General features: G+C 63.7%; 23 protein-coding genes, 1 tRNA gene and 1 pseudogene. 19 read left to right on the forward strand and 6 right to left on the reverse strand.

Translation table 11 applies throughout. From position 1 onward, the window contains the following. The 11 genes and pseudogenes from PMW67_RS09770 to hisE form a co-directional block, all read left to right on the forward strand. Positions 1-177: pseudogene (locus tag PMW67_RS09770) on the forward strand (SIS domain-containing protein); the annotation flags it as partial. A 73-nt stretch (positions 178-250) separates the two neighbouring features. Then, positions 251-1,087, forward strand: a complete 837-nt coding sequence (locus PMW67_RS05110; protein WP_271738918.1) for a sugar phosphate isomerase/epimerase family protein — start codon at positions 251-253, stop codon at positions 1,085-1,087. 169 nt (positions 1,088-1,256) lie between these two features. Then, complete coding sequence (hisG, locus tag PMW67_RS05115; RefSeq protein ID WP_271738920.1) at positions 1,257-2,972, forward strand: ATP phosphoribosyltransferase; 1,716 nt, start codon at positions 1,257-1,259, stop codon at positions 2,970-2,972. Between the two features lie 105 nt (positions 2,973-3,077). Continuing rightward, complete coding sequence (gene hisD / locus PMW67_RS05120) at positions 3,078-4,514, forward strand: histidinol dehydrogenase (RefSeq protein WP_271738921.1); 1,437 nt, start codon at positions 3,078-3,080, stop codon at positions 4,512-4,514. Position 4,515: 1 nt separating this feature from the next. Then, a complete protein-coding gene (hisC, locus tag PMW67_RS05125; protein WP_271738923.1) occupies positions 4,516-5,631 on the forward strand; it encodes a histidinol-phosphate transaminase in 1,116 nt (371 codons plus the stop codon). After that, positions 5,632-6,219 carry an imidazoleglycerol-phosphate dehydratase HisB gene (hisB, locus tag PMW67_RS05130; RefSeq protein WP_271738925.1) on the forward strand — a complete coding sequence of 196 codons (588 nt, stop codon included), beginning with the start codon at positions 5,632-5,634 and terminating at the stop codon, positions 6,217-6,219. It begins immediately after the preceding gene. Between the two features lie 79 nt (positions 6,220-6,298). Continuing rightward, positions 6,299-7,000 carry an imidazole glycerol phosphate synthase subunit HisH gene (locus PMW67_RS05135; RefSeq protein WP_271738927.1) on the forward strand — a complete coding sequence of 234 codons (702 nt, stop codon included), beginning with the start codon at positions 6,299-6,301 and terminating at the stop codon, positions 6,998-7,000. Beyond that, the gene (locus PMW67_RS05140; RefSeq protein WP_271738929.1) at positions 6,997-7,740 is read left to right on the forward strand and encodes a 1-(5-phosphoribosyl)-5-[(5-phosphoribosylamino)methylideneamino]imidazole-4-carboxamide isomerase; all 744 of its coding nucleotides are present in this window, start codon (positions 6,997-6,999) and stop codon (positions 7,738-7,740) included. The genes PMW67_RS05135 and PMW67_RS05140 overlap by 4 nt, the downstream gene beginning before the upstream one ends. 3 nt (positions 7,741-7,743) lie before the next feature. Beyond that, positions 7,744-8,526, forward strand: coding sequence for an imidazole glycerol phosphate synthase subunit HisF (hisF, locus tag PMW67_RS05145; protein ID WP_099432268.1), 783 nt, complete (start codon positions 7,744-7,746; stop codon positions 8,524-8,526). Between the two features lie 140 nt (positions 8,527-8,666). Further along, on the forward strand, positions 8,667-8,996 hold the full coding sequence (hisI, locus tag PMW67_RS05150) for a phosphoribosyl-AMP cyclohydrolase (protein WP_271737289.1): 330 nt from the start codon (positions 8,667-8,669) through the stop codon (positions 8,994-8,996). 45 nt (positions 8,997-9,041) lie between these two features. Then, entirely contained in the window at positions 9,042-9,359 is a 318-nt protein-coding gene (gene hisE, locus PMW67_RS05155) for a phosphoribosyl-ATP diphosphatase (protein WP_271738932.1), read from the forward strand. Positions 9,360-9,479: 120 nt separating this feature from the next. Here hisE and PMW67_RS05160 read toward each other — a convergent pair whose 3' ends face one another. Next, on the reverse strand, positions 9,480-10,391 hold the full coding sequence (locus PMW67_RS05160) for a PHP domain-containing protein (RefSeq protein WP_271738934.1): 912 nt from the start codon (positions 10,389-10,391) through the stop codon (positions 9,480-9,482). A 340-nt stretch (positions 10,392-10,731) separates the two neighbouring features. On the opposite strand from PMW67_RS05160, the gene larC2 reads away from it, so the two are divergent. The 6 genes from larC2 (at position 10,732) to PMW67_RS05190 (ending at position 16,132) form a co-directional block, all read left to right on the forward strand. After that, positions 10,732-11,217, forward strand: coding sequence for a nickel pincer cofactor biosynthesis protein LarC2 (gene larC2 / locus PMW67_RS05165; protein ID WP_271738936.1), 486 nt, complete (start codon positions 10,732-10,734; stop codon positions 11,215-11,217). A gap of 53 nt (positions 11,218-11,270) precedes the next feature. Beyond that, positions 11,271-11,819: a phosphodiesterase gene (yfcE, locus tag PMW67_RS05170; RefSeq protein WP_271738938.1), complete on the forward strand. Its 549-nt coding sequence runs from the start codon at positions 11,271-11,273 to the stop codon at positions 11,817-11,819. A 2-nt stretch (positions 11,820-11,821) separates the two neighbouring features. Further along, positions 11,822-12,682, forward strand: coding sequence for a nucleoside triphosphate pyrophosphohydrolase (mazG, locus tag PMW67_RS05175; protein WP_195503586.1), 861 nt, complete (start codon positions 11,822-11,824; stop codon positions 12,680-12,682). A gap of 189 nt (positions 12,683-12,871) precedes the next feature. After that, positions 12,872-14,161, forward strand: a complete 1,290-nt coding sequence (eno, locus tag PMW67_RS05180) for a phosphopyruvate hydratase (protein ID WP_271738939.1) — start codon at positions 12,872-12,874, stop codon at positions 14,159-14,161. 187 nt (positions 14,162-14,348) lie between these two features. Further along, the gene (locus PMW67_RS05185) at positions 14,349-15,110 is read left to right on the forward strand and encodes an FtsB family cell division protein (RefSeq protein WP_271738940.1); all 762 of its coding nucleotides are present in this window, start codon (positions 14,349-14,351) and stop codon (positions 15,108-15,110) included. Between the two features lie 20 nt (positions 15,111-15,130). Further along, complete coding sequence (locus tag PMW67_RS05190) at positions 15,131-16,132, forward strand: Ppx/GppA phosphatase family protein (RefSeq protein WP_271738941.1); 1,002 nt, start codon at positions 15,131-15,133, stop codon at positions 16,130-16,132. Between the two features lie 345 nt (positions 16,133-16,477). Here the strand turns inward: PMW67_RS05190 and PMW67_RS05195 are convergent. Next, positions 16,478-16,562 (reverse strand) — tRNA-Leu (locus PMW67_RS05195). A gap of 31 nt (positions 16,563-16,593) precedes the next feature. After that, complete coding sequence (locus tag PMW67_RS05200; protein WP_271738943.1) at positions 16,594-17,217, reverse strand: hypothetical protein; 624 nt, start codon at positions 17,215-17,217, stop codon at positions 16,594-16,596. 163 nt (positions 17,218-17,380) lie between these two features. On the opposite strand from PMW67_RS05200, the gene PMW67_RS05205 reads away from it, so the two are divergent. Further along, positions 17,381-17,668: a PTS sugar transporter subunit IIB gene (locus PMW67_RS05205; RefSeq protein WP_006235903.1), complete on the forward strand. Its 288-nt coding sequence runs from the start codon at positions 17,381-17,383 to the stop codon at positions 17,666-17,668. Between the two features lie 11 nt (positions 17,669-17,679). Next, the gene (locus PMW67_RS05210) at positions 17,680-18,054 is read left to right on the forward strand and encodes a VOC family protein (protein ID WP_055310391.1); all 375 of its coding nucleotides are present in this window, start codon (positions 17,680-17,682) and stop codon (positions 18,052-18,054) included. Between the two features lie 75 nt (positions 18,055-18,129). Here PMW67_RS05210 and PMW67_RS05215 read toward each other — a convergent pair whose 3' ends face one another. From PMW67_RS05215 to PMW67_RS05225, 3 genes are read right to left on the reverse strand one after another with little or no spacing between them, the layout of a single operon-like run. Next, positions 18,130-19,425 (reverse strand): sensor histidine kinase, encoded by a 1,296-nt coding sequence (locus PMW67_RS05215; RefSeq protein ID WP_271738944.1) that lies wholly within the window; start codon positions 19,423-19,425, stop codon positions 18,130-18,132. Then, on the reverse strand, positions 19,409-20,194 hold the full coding sequence (locus PMW67_RS05220) for a response regulator transcription factor (protein ID WP_271738946.1): 786 nt from the start codon (positions 20,192-20,194) through the stop codon (positions 19,409-19,411). Before PMW67_RS05220 ends, PMW67_RS05215 begins: the two co-directional genes overlap by 17 nt. A gap of 18 nt (positions 20,195-20,212) precedes the next feature. Next, positions 20,213-20,755: a UBA domain-containing protein gene (locus tag PMW67_RS05225; RefSeq protein WP_271738947.1), complete on the reverse strand. Its 543-nt coding sequence runs from the start codon at positions 20,753-20,755 to the stop codon at positions 20,213-20,215. Positions 20,756-20,878 lie beyond the last annotated feature (123 nt).

Genomic DNA, 20,878 nt, shown 5'->3' on the forward strand with positions numbered 1-20,878 from the left:
ATCAACATCATCGACACCGCCGAGTTCGCGATCCCCGGCCTTGACGACGAGTTCCGCGTCATCGTCTCCCCGTGGATCCTCTCCTCGCTGATCACCGATCGCCTTGCCGCTTACTACGAGACGGTCACCAAGCACAACCTTAACTATCGCCGCTACTATCACCAGTTCGACTACTAAGAGCAAATAACGTTTATGTAATTGGGCCTCGCTCCTATATGGAACGGGGCCTCGTTTAGGTTGGAGAGTAATTATGAGCTACCCCCTGCTTGCCGTCATGAATATCAGCCATCGTTATTTTGACCTTGAGGAATTCTTTTCTTCGGCAGCGGCCTCGGGCTACATGTGTTGCGAGCTCTGGACTGGGGCGATGCATCTGTATGTCGATTGCCATGGATACGATTCGCTCGAGCAGGTGCGGGAGCTGTCGCAACGGTATGGCGTTCGGATTGTGGGGCTTTGTCCCGAACAGAACAACCCCAAGCCGTGGAATATTGCGGCGCGCGGGAATGAGGCGCGTGCCCGCACGCTCGCGTACTTTAAGAACGTTGTGGATATCGCGGCGGAACTTGGAGCCGAGCAGGTCATGGTCTCGAGCGGTTGGGCATTTTTGAACGAACCGATCGAAGACGCGTGGGGTCGCAGCGCCTCGATGCTGCGTGCGATTGCCGAGCATGCGGGAGAGCGCGGCGTGCGGCTGGTGCTCGAGGCCCTACAGCCGGTTGAGTCGATGATCGTGAACTCGGCGGCCGACACGAAGCGCATGATCGAGGCGGTTGATCATCCGGCACTTAAGGCGTGTCTGGATTTGGGCGCTATGGCGGTGGCGGGGGATACCATCGACGATTATTTCGATCTGCTTGGCGATGATGTCGCCCACGTGCATTTTGTCGATGTTGCGGCAGACGGCACGACGCATCTTGCCTGGGGTGACGGCGACCGCGATATGCGCGCCGACCTGGATAGGCTGGTGGCGCGCGGCTATCGCGGAGTTGTTTCGGCCGAGACCTATGACTGGCGCTATTTCGCCAATCCTGCGGCGGCCGACGCTCAGGTTATGGCGGAGTACCGACGCGCGATTGGCGCCTAGGTGGGGTTGGGTTGCGGCAATCTGCCCTATGTTTCCAAATGAATACGGTGTGAGCGGCTGCGATGGATTTTCCCCGCAAGCACTCTAGTATGCTAAAGTACCCAGAAGACCGGCGGAGCTATGCCGGTCTTCTGTTCTATATGAAACGCGGCATGAGGAGGCTCATCAGATGACGGCCACACCGTGGGGATTCCGGGACATATTGCCCGAGGAGGCTCAGGCGCGCGAGGAGATCGCATGTACGGTGAAGGGCTGCTTCAGGGAGCATCATTACCTTCCGGTCGAGACGCCGCTGCTCGAGGACAAGGGTTCGCTCGAGGAGGGCGGCCGCATTGCGGACACGCCGTTTAAGCTCTTTGATGACGACGGTCGCCTGCTGGTGGTCCGTCCCGACAACACACTGCCGATCGTTCGCCTGGTTTCGACTCGCATGCGCGCGGCCGATCTGCCGCTGCGCCTGCGCTACGAGGCACCGGTGGTTCGCGAGTGCCAGCGCAATGCCGGTGGTTCGCGTCAGTTTACGCAGCTGGGCTTTGAGCTTATCGGCGCGGGCGATACCGCGGGCGATGTCGAGATCGTCTCGCTGGTGGCGGAGGCCGTACGCGAGCTGGCGCTTCCCGATGCGCGCATTATCGCAGGCAGCGTGCGTCCTTTTAAGGAATTGCTCGCGGTATGCGAGGATCGTGAGCTGGCTGCCGAGGCCCTGCGCTGCGTGCATGCCAACGACTTTGTGGGCCTCGATGCCCGCGTGGCTGCCAGCGCCGAGTCCGATGCCGTCAAGGCCGCCATTAGCGAGCTGCCGCGTCTGCACGGCGGAGCCGAGGTACTCGATCGCGTGGATGCGTTGCTGGTTGCCGCCGGTATCGTCGCGCCGCTCACGCACGAGCTACGCGCTCTGGTCGAGGGCTTGGCTCCCGAGGACGCTCAGGTGCTGTCCTTCGACTTCTCCATCATGAACTCGTTTGATTACTACACGGGCCTGGTCTTTAAGGCCTATGCCGGTGGCCTGCCCGATCCGGTGGGCTCGGGCGGTCGCTACGACTCCATCTTTACCGGTGCATTTGGCGACGGCATCGAGGTGCCGGCGGCGGGCTTTGCCTTTTCGCTCGAGCGTCTGGAGGCCGCGCGCACCTCGGCCGAGGACGCTGCTTCCGATGGTGACCATGCCGTGGGGCGCGGCACCGAGGGTCCGCTGCGCATCGCCGTGCCCAAGGGCTCGCTCAAGGCCGACACGCTCGACGTGCTCGAGGCCGCGGGTTTGGACGTCTCTGAGCTGCGTGACCCCGGCCGTCACCTGATCGTGCGCGGCCGCGACACGCGTGCCGGCGAGGGTGCGGTCGGCGATATCGAGTTTGTCATCGTGCGTCCCAGCGACGCGCCCGCCTTTGTGGGCTGCGGCGGTGCCGACTGCGGCATCTGCGGTTGGGACTCGCTTATCGAGGCAGACCTCAACCTGCTGCAGCTGGTCGACCTGGGCTACGGCCTGTGCACGTTTATCGAGGCGGAGCCTGCGTGGCGCGCCGGCCAGGCCGAGCGCAACTATGCCCGCCGCGGGTCGCTTCGCGTGGCAACCAAGTACCCGCGCATCGCGAGTACCTGGTATGCCGAGCGCGGCGTGAACGCCGACATCGTCTCGCTGCACGGCAACATCGAGCTGGGCCCCATTGTCGGCATGACCGATCGCATCGTGGATATTACCGCCACGGGCGCCACGCTGCGCGACAACGACTTGGTCATCACCGGTCGCATTATGGACTGCACGGCCCGCTTCTTTGTCAATCCGGGTGCCGCGCGCCTGGATCCGCGCGTGCGCAATCTGGCAGATCGCTTGGCGGCAGCCGTGAAGGACAAGCATTTTGAGCCCGTTGCGGGCTCGGCACAATAGCGCGAGCACGCACGGGCGCCCCAACGTCCGGGTTGCGGGCCGGCTGGCGCCGCCGCCCGGTCTCTCGTTTTTCGAACAAAACCTCGACCGATAGGGGATACCGATATGAAGACCATCAAGCTTGCTCCCGGTGAGCGCCTCGTTACCAACCAGCTCAACCGTAAGGGCGTACTGCCGCAAAACATCGTCGACGCCGCCCGCGATATCGTGGCCAACGTGCGTACCAATGGTGATACCGCGGTGCGCGACTACTGTCGGCGTTTTGACGGTGTCGAGCTGCAGAGCTTCCGTCTGCCGCAAGAGCAGATCGATGCCGCGCTCGAAGGCCTCGATCCGGCCTTTGTCGCTGCGCTCGAAAAGGCCGCGCGCCAGATTCGCGAGTTCAACCAGCGTGAGGTCGAGCAGAGCTGGTTTACCACGCGCCCGGACGGCACGATGCTCGGCGTTAAGGTGACCCCGCTTGCTGCGGCCGGCATCTATGTGCCGGGCGGCCGCGCGCAGTATCCCTCCACGGTGCTCATGAACGCCATTCCCGCCAAGGTTGCTGGCGTCAAGCGCGTGGTCATGGTGACCCCGCCGCAAAAGGACGGCCTGATCAGCCCCTACACGCTCGCCGCGGCAAAGCTCGGCGGCGTGGACGAGATCTATATGGTGGGCGGCGCCCAGGCCGTGGCCGCGCTGGCGTACGGTACCGAGACCATTCCGCGCGTCGACAAGATCACCGGCCCGGGCAACGCCTTTGTCGCCGCCGCCAAGCAGATTGTCTCGGGCGACGTGGGAATCGACATGGTCGCCGGCCCCTCCGAGGTCTGCGTGCTGGCCGATGCCACGGCCAAGCCTATGGTGGTCGCGGCCGACCTGATGGCCCAGGCCGAGCACGATCCGCTGGCAGCCTGCTATCTGGTGACCTGCGACGAGCAGTTTGCGCGCGAGGTCGAGGCGGGTATCGACATCCTGGTGGCGCAGTCGCCGCGTGCCGAGATCACGCGTGCCTCGCTCGATAACGAGGGCACCATCGTGGTGGCCGCCGATATGGCTGCCGCCGTCGAGGCGGTGAACACCGTGGCGCCCGAGCACCTGGAGCTGCACTGCAAGGACGCGATGGGCCTGCTTGGCGGCATCCGCAACGCCGGCGCCATCTTTGTGGGTGCGTGGAGCTCCGAGCCGCTCGGCGATTACGTTGCCGGCCCCAATCACACGCTGCCGACCGGCGGCACCGCCATGTTCTCCAACCCGCTTTCGGTGGAGGAGTTCGTCAAACGCTCGAGCGTCATCTGCTATACGCCCGAGGGCCTGCTCTCCGACGCTCCCGCTACGCAGCGCCTGGCCGAGGCCGAGGGCCTGTGGGCGCACGCGCTTTCCGCCGCTCTGCGTCGCCGCGTGTTGGAGCAGGGCGAGGATGCCGTGAGTGCCGAGTCTCTGGCCGCGGCCGATCTGACCAAGGTCGCCTGGCCGGGCGACGCTGTGGCGACGGTTGCCGAGGGTGTGGACCTGGCGGCGGCTGCGGGCGGTGCCGTTGGCGCGGTCGTCGAGGAGGCCTAATATGGCCGAACTCACGCCGCGCATGAAGGAGCTCGTCCAGCCCTACTTGGCCGGCATTGAGCCCTACGATCCCAACTTTACGCCCACGCGCATCAACCTTTCGGCCAACGAGAACACCTATCCCGTGCCGGCCGGCGTGCGCGAGGCGGTCGACGCCGCCCTGGCTGCTACACCGCTCAACCGCTATCCCGATCCCATGTCCAACGACCTGCGCGACGAGCTTGCTGCCTGGCATGGCGTGACGCGCGAGAACATCTGCGTGGGCAACGGCGGCGACGAGCTGCTCTATAACTATCTGCTGGCGTTTGGCGGCGCGGGGCGGACCCTGCTCAACTGCCCGCCGTGCTTTAGCGAGTACGCGTTCTTTGCGTCGCTCTGCCAGACCGAGGTGCGCGACGTGTGGCGCGATCCGGCGACCTTTGAGCTCGACCAGGCAGCCGTGCTTGCCGCGGCGCCTGAGTGCAACCTCGCCATCGTGACCTCGCCCAACAATCCTACGGGTGATGTAGCTCCGCTCGATTTTGTCGCGGCGCTGTGCGATGCGTGCCCTGGCATGGTAATGGTCGACGAGGCCTACGTTGAGTTTGCCGACGATTCGTTTGGCGCGGCCACCACGGCGCAGGGGCTTATCGCCGAGCATCCCAACCTGGTGATTTTGCACACGCTGTCCAAGGCGTTTGGCGCTGCCGGTGCGCGTCTGGGTTATGTGATTGCCGCGCCGGAGGTCATCGACGTGTTCGCGGCGATTCGCCAGATCTATTCGGTCAACGTGCTGAGCCAGGCGGCAGCACTTGCCTGCGTGCGTGCTCGCGATGCCTATGCGCCCGTGGTGGCGCAGGTCGCATCCGAGCGCGAGCGCGAGCTGGCAGCTCTGCGCGCGATGGCTGCCGAGGGCTTGCCCGTGGAGGCGTGGCCGAGCGCGGCGAACTTTGTGCTCGTGCGTACGCCGCATGCCACGCGCGTGCGCGAGCGTCTGCGCGATGAGTATTCGATTTTGGTGCGCGACTTTAGCTATGCGCCGGGGCTTGCGGACTGCCTGCGCATTACCGTGGGTACCCCGCAGGAAAATGATGAGGTGCTGGCTGCGTTTGCCGCGCTAGTGAAGGAGGAGATGTAGATGGGCCGTTATGCCGAGGCAACCCGTAGGACGGGGGAGACCGATATTGTCGTCAAGCTCGACCTGGATGGAACCGGTACGTGCGATATCTCGACCGGCGTGCCGTTTTTCGACCACATGCTCAACGCCTTTGGCCGCCATGGCCTGTTTGATTTGACGGTACATGCGGTGGGCGACGTGGAAGTCGACGCGCACCACACCGTCGAGGATACGGGCATCGTGCTGGGCGAGGCGTTCTGCCAGGCGCTGGGCGACAAGGCGGGCATTACGCGCTTTGCCGACGCGGCGATCGCCATGGACGAGACGCTTGTGATGGCTGCCGTTGATATTTCGGGCCGCGGGCAGGCCTACTGCGAGCTGCCCGTGCCGACCGAGCGCGTGGGCACCTTTGATACCGAGCTGGCCGTCGAGTTCTTCTACGCCTTTGCGCGCGACGCCAAGCTCACACTGCACGTGCGCGAGCTGGCGGGCGGCAATTCGCACCACATTATCGAGGCTGCCTTTAAGGCTGTGGGCCGCACGATGCGCCGCGCCTGCGAGCTCGATCCCCGCGTGCAAGGCATCCCCAGCACCAAGGGCTCACTGTAACCGTCACAAGGGTAAAACCACCACAAAGGGGACAGGCACCTTCGTGGTGGTTTTGGACGATGAGATAAGGGAGGGTCGCGTGGGCGAACCGAAGATCGTGGTGGTCGACTACCACAAGGGCAACTTGTCGAGCGTCGTGCGCGGGCTTGCGCGCGCTGGTGCCGCTGCCTGCACGTCGGACGATCCGGAGCAGATCCGCAACGCCGACGGCCTGGTCATCCCGGGCGTGGGCGCGTTCTATGACGCGATCGCCTTTATGCGCCAGAGCGGCGAGGCGGACGCGGCGCTCGACGCCGTTGCCGCCGGAGCTCCGCTGCTCGGCATCTGCCTGGGCCTTCAGCTGTTTTTTGAGCGCGGCAACGAGGGCGTGCCAGCGGACGAGGGTGCGGACGCGGACGACAGCGCTTCCGAGCAGGCTGGTGGTCCCTGGGTCGATGGCCTGGGCATCATGCGTGGCTCGTGCACGCACCTGGAGTCGAGCCGTCTGAAGGTCCCGCACGTGGGCTGGGACCAGGTGCGCATGACGCCCGCCGGTGCGGCCGATCCGTTGCTTGCCGGTTTTGCCGAGGGCGCCAACATGTATTTCACTCACAGCTACGCGGTGGCCGACGACGTCGATGCCGCCGATGTGCTGGCGCGCACGCACTATACGCGGAGCTTCCCGTGCATCGTGCGCCATGGCAACGTGTGGGGCTGCCAGTTCCATCCCGAGAAATCCTCCGCGCTGGGCCAGCGCATCCTTAAGAACTTCGTTAACATCGTCGAGGAGGGTGGCCGATGATCCTATTTCCCGCAATCGATCTGATCGGCGGCAAGGTCGTGCGCCTGGAGCGCGGCGACCGCAGCCGCTGCAAGGTATATTCCGACGACCCCGTGGCCGTCGCTCGCTCGTTTGCCGAGCAGGGCGCGAGCTGGGTGCACGTCGTCGACCTGTCCGCTGCCTTTGGCGAGGACGAGAACACATGCGCTGCCAACTCGGCGGCGATTAAGGCCATCTGCGGCGTCGACGGTCTGTCCGTGGACGTGGGCGGCGGCGTCCGCTCGCTCGCGCGCATCGACGAGCTGGCCGGCTACGGTGCGCGCCGCATCGCGCTGGGCACCGTGCTGGTGACCGAGCCGGGATTTGCCGAGGTGGCGGCCCAAGGCTTTGGCGAGCTGCTGGTGGCTGACATTGCCGCGCGCGACGGCCAGGTCAGGGTGAACGGCTGGCGCGACGGCGCGGGCGTGGCGCTCGACGATGCCGTGGCGCAGCTTTCCGAGCTGGGCTTTAAGCATCTGGTGTATACCGACATCGCGCGCGATGGCATGCAGACGGGCATCGATGTGGCGGCGTATCGCCATGTGGCCGAGGTCGCGGGCTTTCCCGTCGTGGCTTCGGGCGGCATCTCGACGCTCGACGACATCCGTGCGCTTGCCGCGGTGGGCGAGGGCGCGATTGAAGGTGCCATTACTGGTCGCGCGCTCTACGAGGGCAACTTTACGCTGGCCCAGGCGCTGGCCGCCGCCCGAGGGGAGGAGTAGCCCATGCTTACCAAACGCGTGATTCCCTGCCTGGACGTCAAGGACGGCCGTGTGGTCAAGGGCGTCAACTTTGTGAGTCTGCGCGATGCGGGCGATCCGGTGGAGCTGGCGCGCGCCTACGACCGCGAGGGTGCGGACGAGGTCGTATTTTTGGACATTACCGCCACGAGCGACAACCGCGCGACGACCATCGAGATGGCGGCGCATGCTGCCGAGGAGCTGGCCATTCCCTATACCGTGGGCGGCGGCTTTCGCGACCTGGCGGGCATGCGCACCATGGTGGCTGCCGGTGCCGACAAGGTGTCGCTCAACTCGGCCGCCGTGCGCGATCCGTCGTTGATCAGCCAAGCCGCCGCGGCGTTTGGCAGCCAGGCCGTGGTCGTGGCGATTGATGCCAAACGCGTCGGCTTACCCGGCGCATCCGGAGCCGACAAGTGGGAGGTCTTCACGGCGGGCGGTCGCAACGCCACAGGTATCGATGCGGTGGCGTGGGCCGAGGAGGCGGCTCGTCGCGGCGCCGGTGAGATCTTGCTCACCAGCATGGATCGCGACGGCACCAAGGCTGGCTTCGACCTGGCACTCACCCGTGCCGTGGCGCGCGCGGTGCCGATCCCGGTGATTGCGAGCGGCGGCGTGGGTACGCTCGAGCATTTTGCCGAGGGTGTGATTGAGGGCGAGGCCGATGCCGTGCTGGCGGCGAGCGTCTTTCACTTTGGAACCTTCAGCATTCGCGAAGTCAAAGAGTATATGGCCTCACAGGGCATTCCTGTGAGATTGGACTTCTAGTGCTGCGGCTTGCCCAGGCACCGCATCTTGCCGCTCAAACCGTCGCTCGCGTACCAAAGTACGCGTCGCTCTTCTTTCGCGGCAACCTGCGGCACCTGGACAACCCTCGCCGACCTGCGAGGTTTTAATTGGGGAGAAAAATGGAAGAGATAACCGATCCTTCAAAGCTTACATATGACGTCAAGGGGCTGATTCCTTGTGTGGTCCAGCAGTACGACACCGGCGAGGTGCTTATGGTTGCTTGGATGAACGAGGAATCGGTGGGGCTGACGCTCAAGACCGGCACCACGTGGTTTTGGAGCCGCAGCCGCCAGGAGCTCTGGAACAAGGGCGCGACGAGCGGCAACATGCAGGCGGTCAAGGAGCTTTGGGCCGACTGCGATAGCGATACGCTGCTGGTCAAGGTCGACTCGCCGGGCCCGGCCTGCCATACCGGCAACCGTACCTGCTTCTTTAAGAAACTCGCGTAGGGCGGGCGCTCGATTAGACGCTCGGCCACCAGAAAGGATTGAACCATGGGTGTGCGCACCGCAAACGTTCAGGATGGAAATATCGGTGAGACGCTGACAGGTCTGGCCGAGGTGATTCACGGTCGTCGTGATGCATTGCCGCAGGAGAGCTATACCGCGCGTCTGCTGACCGACGTCGAGGACGAGCTGCTCAAGAAGCTTGCCGAGGAGGCAAGCGAGGTGATCATGGCCTGCAAGGATAACGATCACGATCACATCCGCTACGAGGCCGGCGACCTGGTCTACCACCTGCTCGTGACGCTCGAGCGCTACGGTATCACCCTCGACGAGCTCGCCGGCGAACTCAACGCCCGCCGCCACTAGTCGTTTGGGACAGTCTTTGTTGGTGTAACGGGGTCATGGAAGTTGCGGTGAAATAGGGACTGTTTAAGCGCTTCATCAGGCAAAACAATCCCTATTCCACCGCAACTTATGAAGGGATGGCTAGTCGAGGGGTGTGGGTTCCCATTCGCCGGTGGGGTGGGGGATGTCGGAGGTTCGGTAGCCGCAGTCGTAGGCGTGGGCTTGTGCCTCGCGGATATTCCAGCAGATGTCGCAGGCGCGGTGCGCGTCCGAGCCAAAGGTGATGGGTACCTCGGCGTGGGCGAAGCAGCGCAACAGCCCCGTCGAGGGGTAATAGTCGTCGAGGCCCTTGCGCGGTGCGGCGGTCGAGACCTCAACGCGACGACCCGTATCGTGGGCGCATTCGGCCATCTGCTGCCAAAACGGCGCGGGGTCAAAGTCGGGCGCAAAGCCTTCCTTCGAAAAGCGCATGACCAGGTCGGGGTGAGCCATCACATCAAAGTTGAGCGGGCTCTCGCAGGCGCGACACCAGTCATCGACATAGCGTTCCCATACACCGCGCACGCCCAAGTTTTCCCAAACATGCAGGTTAGTGTCGTCGTCGATCCAACCGCAAGGGGAATCGGGCGTATCGGGGCGAGCGACGTTTTCCGTTCCCGCCGTACTCGCGGCGCCGGCCATGATATCGCCTGGGTTGCCAATCCAATGCACACTGCCCAGGCGCACGACGGCGCCCTGGGACCAGCGCTCAACCAAAGGCTCGCAGCCCTCGTACCAATCGCATTCGAAACCGTAGATAAAGGTGAGTTCTGGCGCAATCTGAGCGGCAAGATTGCGAGCGTCCTCAAAAGCCAGACGATGCGCCGGGAGGTCACCCTCAGTAACCTGCACCTCGCAGTTAGCATCCATGCTGGCGGGCAGGGTGAGATGGTCGGTCGAGACCATGACGCGGCAGCCGGCCGCAGCAGCGGCACGGACGTTGTCCTCAAACGAGGCATGCCCGTCCGAAAACGAGGTGTGGGTATGGCAATCGACCAGCGGGCACATGGGCATAGCGGCTCCTTTGCGTCAAGCGAATCCGCTTCATTGTAATGGCGCAGCTCTCAACACGCCGGGCACGCCGGGGATCGAAATCGATTGGAAAGGCTGCGCGGCGCGCGGTGCGGCCTCGCTTGCGCTCTCAAAACATGTACATCAGCCTCCAAAAGCTGCAAAAAATGACATGTTTGGAGGCTGACGTACACGTTTGAGTGGAGCGGGCCGGCGTTGGAGCGCGCCAGCACTTGCGCCCAGCAAAAGTCGCACCTATCCCATGACGCCGCCCCTGCGCCGCCTGCGATGTGCTAGCGTTTGGGTGAACAAAACGAGTCCGCGCGGAAAGGATCCAGACCGTATGCAATGCGATAGCACATCCCCGCTGTCTCGCGAGACTGATGCGCCCGAAACTGTCGTCAAACTGGAGTGCGACATCGACGACGCGTCGCCCGAGGTGCTTGCCTACGCCGCCGACCGCCTGCGCGAGGCAGGTGCGCGCGAGGTGCACTGGCTGCCCCTCTACTGCAAAAAAGGCCGTCCCGGTTGGCAGCTGCAGGTGATCTGCTCGCATGAGGATATCGAGCGCCTGCAGACGATTATCTTTTTGGAAACCACGACCAACGGTATCCGGCGCCAGATTATGGAGCGCGTCTGCCTGCCGCGCCGCTTTGAACAAGTGGCGACGCCTTGGGGCGAGGTGGCCGTAAAGGTGGCAACCCTGCCCGATGGCAGCGAGCGTGCAGCGCCCGAGTACGAGGACTGCGCCCGCCTTGCTCGCGAGCATAACGTGCCGCTCCAGCGCGTGATGCAGGCGGCGCAAGCCGCGGCTTTGCAATTTGAGTGACACCGTCGGCGACGCGCCACACCCACCCCATCAACCTCACCGAAAGGACCACCATGAAATACCTCATCGCCTCCGACATCCACGGCTCGGCATACTGGGCCGAGCGCCTGGTCGCCGACATCGAATCCGAGCAGCCCGACCGCATCGTGCTGCTGGGCGACCTGCTCTACCACGGTCCGCGCAACGACCTGCCGCGCGATTACGCCCCCAAGCGCGTTATCCCGCTGCTCAACGCCCTGGCCGACCGCATCATCGCGGTGCGCGGCAACTGCGATGCCGAGGTCGACCAGATGGTCCTCGACTTTCCCGTCATGGCCGACTACGCCACGCTGTTTGACGAGACCGGCCGCGAGCTGTTCCTGACGCACGGCCATGTCTTTGGCGCCGGCATGCACAACAGCGTCGACCACGCGCCCGCGCTGCCCGAGGGCTCCGCGCTCGTCTACGGTCATACGCACATCAAGGTCAACGAGGAAAGTGCCGCGCACCCGGGCCTGTGGCTCTTCAACCCCGGCAGTGTGAGCATTCCCAAGGACGGCACGCACAGCTACGGCATCTACGAGGGCGGTGCGTTCCGCCACGTGATCCTGGAGGAGGAATAACCATGGCGCAGCATATGGCTCAGCAAAATGCCGAGGGCTCGCGCGATCTGTCCACGCTGATAGACGCGTCGGCCGAGCTGCAGCATCTGGTGCAGACCATCTGGCGTCTGCGTCAGCCCGATGGCTGCCCGTGGGACCGCGAACAGACACACCGCAGCATCGGCAAGAACATGATCGAGGAGGCCTACGAGGCACTCGACTGCATCGAGGCGGACGACGCGGTTCACCTACGCGAGGAGCTGGGCGACGTGCTCATGCAGGTCGTGCTGCATGCGCAGATCGCGGCGGATGCCGGCGAGTTTACGCTGGCCGACGTGGCGCGCGATATCGACGCCAAACTCATTCGCCGTCATCCGCACGTGTTTGGCGATGTGGATGCCGACAGCTCTGACGAGGTGCTCAAGATTTGGGACGAGGTTAAGCTTGCCGAGAGGGCTGCCAAGGACAAGGCCGTGGCGGCAGGCGAGGCTGCGCCCGAGGGCCTGCTCGACGGCGTGCCCACGCATCTGCCGGCGCTGATGCAGGCTCAGAAGGTGTCGCGCAAGGCGGCTGCCGTGGGCTTTGAGTGGGAGACGGTCCAGGATGTGTGGGACGAGGTTGCCGAGGAGCGTGCCGAGTTTGAGGCCGAGGCCCCTGGCTCGCCCGAGCGCGAAATGGAGTTTGGCGACCTGCTCTTTGCTTTGGTCAACGTCGCGCGCAAGGAGGGCATTGACGCCGAGAGCGCCCTTCGTGCCAGCACGGCAAAGTTCCGCCGTCGCTGGGCCGCGATGGAGCAGATGGCGGCCGATGCTCACGTGGATCTTGCCGAGCTTTCGACCCACGGCCTCAACGACCTGTGGGATGCCGCAAAGGCGGAGGAGTAAGACTGCGGGAACGACGGGCTGACACGCCTCATCGTTCCCGCTAAATTTTTCGAAAATCAAGTGTATCCCTCGGCTAACTTAGGGCATAATGCAAAAAGTGCGACATGGCTAACTTACGGAGGCGCACCGACGGTGCACGGTCAGCCGGTCGCTTGCATCCACTACGTTTCCAAGTGAGAGGGAGACAACATGAGCGATATTTTGGATGTCTACGGTCGCGAGGTGCTCGACAGCCGCGGCAACCCCACCGTCGAGGTCGAGGTCGTGCTCGAGGACGGCAGCTTCGGCCGCGCGATGGTGCCTTCGGGCGCTTCGACCGGCGCCTTTGAGGCCTGCGAGCTGCGCGACGGCGACAAGGGCCGCTATCTGGGCAAGGGTGTCTCGCAGGCCGTCGAGCACGTCAACAACGAGTGTGCCGATGCCGTCGTGGGCCTCGACGCCTTCGATCAGCGCGCCGTCGATGCCGCGCTAATCGCCGCGGACGGTACGCCCAACAAGACCAAACTCGGCGCCAACGCCATTCTGGGCGTGTCGCTGGCCGTTGCCCGCGCCGCAGCCGAGTCGGCGGGCCTGTCGCTGTACCAGTACCTGGGCGGTGTCAACGCCCATCTGCTGCCCACGCCCATGATGAACATCCTCAACGGCGGCGTGCACGCCGACAACAACGTCGACTTCCAGGAGTTCATGATCATGCCGGTGGGCGCCCCGAGCTTTGCCGAGGGTCTGCGCTGGTGTGCCGAGGTCTATCACACCCTCAAGGGCGTGCTGCACGAGGCCGGCTTGGGCGGCGGCGTGGGCGACGAGGGCGGCTTTGCGCCCAACCTCAAGACCAATGCCGAGCCATTCGAGTACATCACCAAGGCCGTCGAGAAGGCCGGCTTTAAGCCCGGCATCGACTTCATGTACGCCATGGATCCGGCATCGACCGAGTTCTACAACGCCGAGACCGGCATGTACGAGCTCAAGGGCGAGGGCGTGGAGTACACGAGTGCACAGATGGTCGATTACTGGGAGAAACTCGTCGACATCTATCCCATCATCTCCATCGAGGACGGCATGGCCGAGGAGGACTGGGACGGCTGGGTTGAGCTCACCCGTCGCATTGGCAACAAGGTGCAGCTGGTGGGCGACGACCTGTTCGTCACCAACACCGAGCGCCTCAAGAAGGGCATCGAGCTGGGCGCCGCCAACGCGATTCTGGTCAAGGTCAACCAGATCGGCACGCTCACCGAGTCGCTCGAGGCCATCGAAACCGCCAAGGAGGCCGGCTACGCTTGCATCGTGAGTCACCGTTCCGGCGAGACCGAGGATTCCACGATCGCCGACCTGGTCGTGGGTGTTAACGCCGGCCAGATCAAGTCGGGCGCCCCGTGCCGCAGCGATCGCATCGCCAAGTACAACCAGCTCATCCGCATCGAGGACGAGCTCGAGGGCAGTGCGCGCTACGCCGGCAAGGCCGCGTTCTACAACATTCGCTAAACAAGTGGTGCGCGCGGGGGGCGGGGTTGACTCAACTCCGCTCCACTTCTGATGGCCGCCATTGGGCGCTGGGCCATATGGCTCAGCGCCTTTTTTATGTCGAGCAAAGGCTGGCGAAGGCAGTGCGGGCGCTCGTGCTATAACTAAAGGACTTAGCGCAAACAAACCTCAACCGCACAAGGCGCACATGGATCAGATTTACGACAACAGGTACTATTCCGCCGGTTCGCGTGAGCCGTCGCCTCGCCGTGCGCGCACGGTGCAGCTCGGTGGGTCCGCCTACGCCGGTGCCGACCGCTCCGCGCGGCGCCCGACAAGTACCTCGCGCCCCAATGCTCAAGTGAATACTTCGGCAGATGGACCGGTGCGCCCGGCACGTTCGACACATGCGTCGCGTCCCCCGGCCCAGACGCACGACAGGTCGAGCAGGCCCTCGAGCCGTCTTTCGGGCTCGGACTTTATGCGCTACGCCAACGATAATGCGGTGGTCAAGGCGATCTATGACTTTACACATGGCTCTCTGCGCCCGCTGTTTATCGGTATCGTGGTGGCGCTGGCGCTCGTGAGCCTGTATTTTCCCGTACGCGACCTGTATGTGGCTAAGCGCTCGAGCGATATCTTGGCCAAGCAGGTCGAGATTCGCGAGCAATATAACGACGAGCTGCAAAAAAGCGTCGACAAGCTGCTCTCGGAGGAGGGCATCAAGGACGCGGCGTCCGAGGACCTGGGCTTGGTGATGCCCGGCGAGAAGAGGATTGAAGTGCAGGGCCTGGACGGCGATTCGGATGCCTCGTCGAGCCAGAAGTCGTCGAACGCCAAGAAGGCCAGCGAAGTTGCCAAGGAAATCGAAGAAGTCGGTAAGGACGCGCCGTGGTACATCCAAGCGCTCGACATGCTGTTTGGGTTTAACGGCGTCGAGGGCCAGACGGTCGTGTCCAACGGCAAATAGCGCCCGGAGGGGAGCCCGCAATGACAAATTGCAAACGCTATAAGGTAGCCGCGATCGACCTGGGAACGGTGTCGTCGCGACTGGTGTTGGCCCAGGTCGAGGGCGGAGCGATTGTGGAATCGTCCAAGCATACCGAGATTACCGACCTGGGCGAGGGCGTGGACGCGACGGGCCGCTTTTGCGAGGCGGCCGTTGAGCGCGTGCTCGCTGCGTGTCGGATGTTTGTGGACGAGGCCCGTGCCTTTGGGGCTGCGTGCGTCTGCACCACGTGCACGAGCGCCGCGCGCGATGCGTCCAACGCCGCGCTGCTGCTGGACGGCCTGCGCGAGCTGGGGCTCGAACCGCAGGTGATTCCGGGCGAGATTGAGGCGCGCCTGACATTTTTTGGCGTGGCGCACGACTTTGCCGGCGAGCGCATCATCGTCGCCGATTCGGGTGGCGGGTCCACGGAGCTCGCGACGGGCGTCTATGCGCCTGAGCGCGGGGTCTTTGCGCTGGAGGGAACGCGCTCGCTGGACATCGGTTGCCGTCGCGTGACCGAGCGGTTTTTCTCTGCACTGCCGCCTGCGGACGGCGAGCTTGCTGCCGCTGCCAACTGGGCGGGCGAGCAGTTCTCCGCCTATTTTGAGGGCCTGCCCAGCGACTTTGAGCGCGCCGAGCGCCTGGTCGCGGTGGGCGGTACCGTCACCACGCTCGTGGCGCTGGTCCACGAACTGGAGCCGTACGACTCGAGCTTTGTGCACCTGCGCGAGCTTTCGCTGGACCAGGTTTCGGCCGCTATCGAGCGCATGTCCACGCTGGGTGTGGAGGGCATCGCTGCGCTGCCGGGTGTGCAGCCCAAGCGCGCGGGCGTGATTCTGGCTGGCGCCGTAGTGATCCGCGAGCTCATGCGAGCCGGCGGCTACAAGACGCTCACCGTAAGCGAGAACAGCCTGCTTGCCGGTATGGCCGCCACCATTAACGAGGTTCTCGACGGCGAGCTACCCACCATCGGCTGGACCCCCAGCCTCAGCGCCCTTTAACCATCCCCTCATAAGTTGCGGTGAAATAGTTCCTAAATGGGCTGATAAACTGCCAAAACAGGAACTATTCCACCGCAACTTAGAGGCTTAACGGCATCCAGAAGAAACGAGCCCGCATCCCCAGGGGGCACGGGCCCGTAAAAGCCAAATGGTAGGGGCGGTGGGACATCTGCGTATTTGTTGCGCAAATCCGCACCGGCTTCGGCTGCCTGCCGGCGTCCTCGCCGGCTCGCTACGGACGCTGCGCGTCCGCTTGACGCTCGCCCCCTCGCGGGTTCGAGCCCCACCGGCATCTTAAAGAAATGAGCCCGCATCCCTGGGGGACACGGGCTCGTAAGCACTACATGGTAGGGGCGGTGGGACTCGAACCCACAATCCTTGCGGCGAGGGATTTTAAGTCCCCTGCGTATGCCAATTCCGCCACGCCCCCGTGAGACTAGAAGTCTAGCACAAGCCGTCCGTTACGCGTTGACGGCCATCGAGTGTTGGCCCGACTTTTCCAAGTACTCGGCGAACTTGGCCTCGTCGCCCTTGTTCTGGTACTGCAGGGCTAGCAGGTATTCCAGGCGGCAGCTCTTAACCTTGTCGTCACCGGCTTCCTTGAGCATGCGCTCCAGCTCGGGAATGTCGTTGTGGCGCTTGAGGATCATCGTGTCGTACATCAGCTGGCATTCGTGTGCGACCGCCTCGGCCTGACCGCCCTCAAAGCCCTTGATCTCGTGCAGCAGCTCCTTGGACTTTTTGCGATCCTCCTGCCCAACGTAGTAGTTAAAGGCCTTAATCACCAGGTCGACGCGCTGCATCTTGGGCAGATTGAGCCCCAGCAGCAAATCGAACATCTCATCGGCGCGCTTGTGGTCCTCGCGCAGCAGATAGGAGTTCAGACGCAGGTAGTCGCGGTTGTAGCGCGGGTACAGCATGCTGGTGAGTTTGCCGTCGAGCAAACGATCGAACTCGTCCCACTGCTTGGCAGCCATAAGCTGCTGCAGACGCTTGAACGTGGTGCGTTTTTTGACGCTAAAGAACACCGACACGCCGATGCAGATGATAACGACGGCGGTCCAGAGTGTGCGGGAATCGGGCATATTGGGATCCTTAGTCGCTCATATAGCGAGCGGTATGACAACACGTACTAGATGTATTATACGCAGCGCGCAAGCAAACTGGCATAAAAGCTCATCGAGGCTGAGTGCCATCGCTCGCTGCGGTACACTTACCTAAAGTAAACCATGAAGGGAGACATTACCTATGAAGAAGATCGTTTTGGCTTGCGGTGCTGGCGCTGCTACTTCCACGCTCGTTGCCCAGAAGGTCGCTACTCTGCTCGACGCCAACGGTTATGCCGACAAGTACGAGATCGTGCAGTGCGCCATCTCCGAGGCCAAGGATTACTGCGACGAGGGCGCTGACCTGCTGATCGCCACCACCGTTGCCCCCGAGGGCCTCACCTGCCCGTACGTGAGTGGCGTGCCCTTCATGACCGGCATGAACCGCGTTGCCGCCGAGAAGGCCGTTCTCGACGTCATGGCTCAGTAGGCGCTGACTGCATGAGTGAGCAGAACGCCAACCCGGTAGAGCTCTTTGGTATGCGCGTTGCCCATGTGGGCATTAACGCCACCGACCCGGCAGACGCCCTGGAGATCGCGGAGCTGTTCTCGACGATGATGGGCCTGCCCGTCATCGAGACCCCGGTTTCGTACTTCAACGATTCGCTGGTCGAGATCATGAAGCAGAACGGTCGTGGCACCAAAGGTCACATCGGCTTTGCCGTCAACGACATCGATGCAGCTGAGAAGTGGTTTGCCGAGCGTGGGCTCGAGGTCAACGAGGAGTCGCGCGCGCTTCTACCCGACGGTGGCACCAAACTCGTGTACTTTAAGCGCGAGTTCGCCGGTTTCGCCGTGCACCTGTGCCGCGAGTAGCGCACAAGCTGCCATAGCTGGCAAAAAGGGATAGGGCCGCGTGGCCCTTTCCCTTTATTTATGCCGAGGGGCTTCCTATCGTGGCAGGCGAATCGTAAAGCGGCTGCCGACCCCTTCGACCGAGGTCACACCGATGACGCCGCCGTGGCTGTCGACGATCCACTTGGCGATCGCAAGCCCCAGACCCGAACCCTGTGCGCCGGCATCGCGCGCGTTGTCGGCACGGTAGAACCGCTCGAACGCGTGAGCTGCGGATTCCTGGTTCATGCCGATGCCCTCGTCCTCAACACTTATGTCGATCGTGCCCGCGCCCGCATCCGGCGTTATGCCAAATGTGACGGTCGTTCCCGCATCCGAGTACTTGGCGGCGTTTTGCACGATCACGCGCAGAGCCTGCTTCACGAGCGCCACGTCGACGGGCGCGTCGCAGCGCGGGTCGCTGGCAAGCGCAGCGTCAGAAGCCAGCCGATACGTGTGCTCGGTATCGATCATCTGCGATTCTTCGCATACCTCGCTGACCAGCGCAGCCAAGTTGGTATGCGCGCGCCGCAGGACCGTGCGCCCGGCATCGCCGCGCGCCAAAAACAGCAGCTGCTCCACAAGCTCTTGCATGTGCTCGCTTTCGGCTTTAAGGGACGCGATGGATTCCGCCAGCACGTCCGGGTCGTCCTTACCCCAGCGGTCGAGCATGTTCACGTAGCCCTGAATCACCGCGATGGGCGTGCGCAGCTCGTGGCTCGCGTCGTTGACAAAGCGCATCTGCTGCAGCTTGGCCTCTTGCATCTGGCGCAGCAGGCGGTTGAGTGCGACCTCGATGCTTGCCAGGTCGGCGTCGCCGGTGGTGACGCTCGGCGAGTCGACGCTTGCGCGCTCGATGGCCTGCTCCAGTGTTTCCATTTTGCCGCCGGCGAGTTGCATACGGCCGAGTTCGTCCACGCGCAGGGCCAGATCGTTGAGCGGCGCCATGGTGCGGCGCACGCGGCGGGCGCCGCCGAGCATGTTGAGCACGCTGATGACCTGCCAACCCACAACGACAAGGTAGAGAGGCCATAGCGTGACGAGGTCCTGCGCGAGGGGGAAAGTCTTGGTGGTACGCGCGAGCTCGACGGTATAGGTGAGCGTTGTCAGGTCCCAGCCGCGCGCGGGCGTCAGTGACATGCCGTGAACGGTGGCGTCGGGGATCCATCCTGCGCTAAACGTGCCGTCGGGCAGCGTCTGGTTGTATCCATAGACGAGGATCGCTGCCGCAGCAACTAGCAGCCACAGATCGAGCCAGATGTAGCTCGCCAGGCGGCGCCACATATAGCTCCAGTTGATGGCGCGGGCGATGGAGGTGACGCGTTTGGTCTCGGCGTTACGCGCGGCAGACATAGCCCACCCCGCGCACGGTCTGGATGATGCGGGCGCCGCCGGCGTCCTCGATCTTGGCGCGCAGGTGCGCGATGTGCACGTCGACGTTGTTGGTGTCGCCCACGTATTCGTAGCCCAGCGCTTCGTGCGCGATGCGCTCGCGCGTGAGCACGGTCTCGGCATGCGCCATAAGCAGGGCGAGGACATCGAACTCGCGGGCCGTGAGCGCGATGGGCGAGCCGCCGACCGTGACTTCGCGGCGGTCGGGGTCGAGCACAACCGAGTCAACGGTGAGCGCGGCGGGGGAGGGCGCGGCAGCGGTCTGGGCCGTGTCGGTTGCCGGGGACATTGTGGCGATACCGGCGGCCGTGCCGCTCGCTACGCCCGCCCCGGCCCCGGCGCCGCCAACGCCCGAAGCCGCCCGCACGGCTTCCGAGCGCTTCAGCGCCACGCGGATCCGTGCGAACAGCTCCTCGATCGCAAACGGCTTGGTCAGGTAATCGTCGGCGCCGGCGTCGAGCCCGGCAACCTTGTCCATCACGGCATCGCGCGCGGTGACCATGATCACTGGCACATCCTTGTGCTTGCGTATGCGCCGCAGCACCTCCATGCCGTTGAGCTGCGGCAACAGTACATCGAGCAGAATCAGATCGTAGTCGCGCTCCAACGCCAGGTCAACGGCGGTGCGTCCGTCGGCGGTATGCTCCACCTGGTAGCCCTCGTGCTCCAGCTCGAGTGTCACAAAGCGGGCGATTTTCTCCTCGTCCTCTACGATCAGGATTCGTGCCATGCGTGCCCCCGTCTGCGATTACTTGTCGTCGTTCAGATTTTGCTTGATGTCGTCCGCGGCGTTGGCGGCGTAATCCATCAGGTTGTTGATGCTGCCGGGCACGTCGCCGTCGCTATCGATGCGGTAGCGCATGCCAAAGAACAGGCCAAGCAGCATCAGCCATATCGTGGCGCCCCCGGCAAACAGGGCGATGATGGGGATCAGAATGGGGATGTTGAGGATGATCGCGTCGCGGCGCGTGGCGATAAACTTGGTGTCCAGGCTCAGGCGGAAGAGCTTTTTGAGGTACTCCCACACGGTGTCCATCTTCTTGGAGAAATCGGTCTTTTCGCTCGACTTTTCGTAGGCGGCCTGCGCAGCGACCATCTCGGCCGAGGGCTCGTCGACTGGCGCAGACTCGGTGGCGGCGTGCGCCGACGTGGTCTGGGTCTTGCCCTGCGACTCGAGCCAAATGATGGCGTCCAGAACGTTGCCGTCGGCGGCGTCGAGCGCGGCCTTGGCGTCGGTATAGCTCACGTTGCACTTGGTGCGGATAGTTTCAACTTTTTCGAGGTCGTCCATGACCTGTCCTTTCGTTCGATGGGCGCGACGCCAGGCGATCTGCCCGGGCGCGAGCGTTGCGTTCGGCGGCCTGCGTTGCGCGGCGCCGCCCCGCCCTTGGTCGAACTCTATAGTGCAGGTTAT

Origin of the sequence: Collinsella aerofaciens, assembly GCF_028209395.1 — a bacterium.
Taxonomy (GTDB): Bacteria; Actinomycetota; Coriobacteriia; order Coriobacteriales; family Coriobacteriaceae; genus Collinsella; species Collinsella aerofaciens_AZ.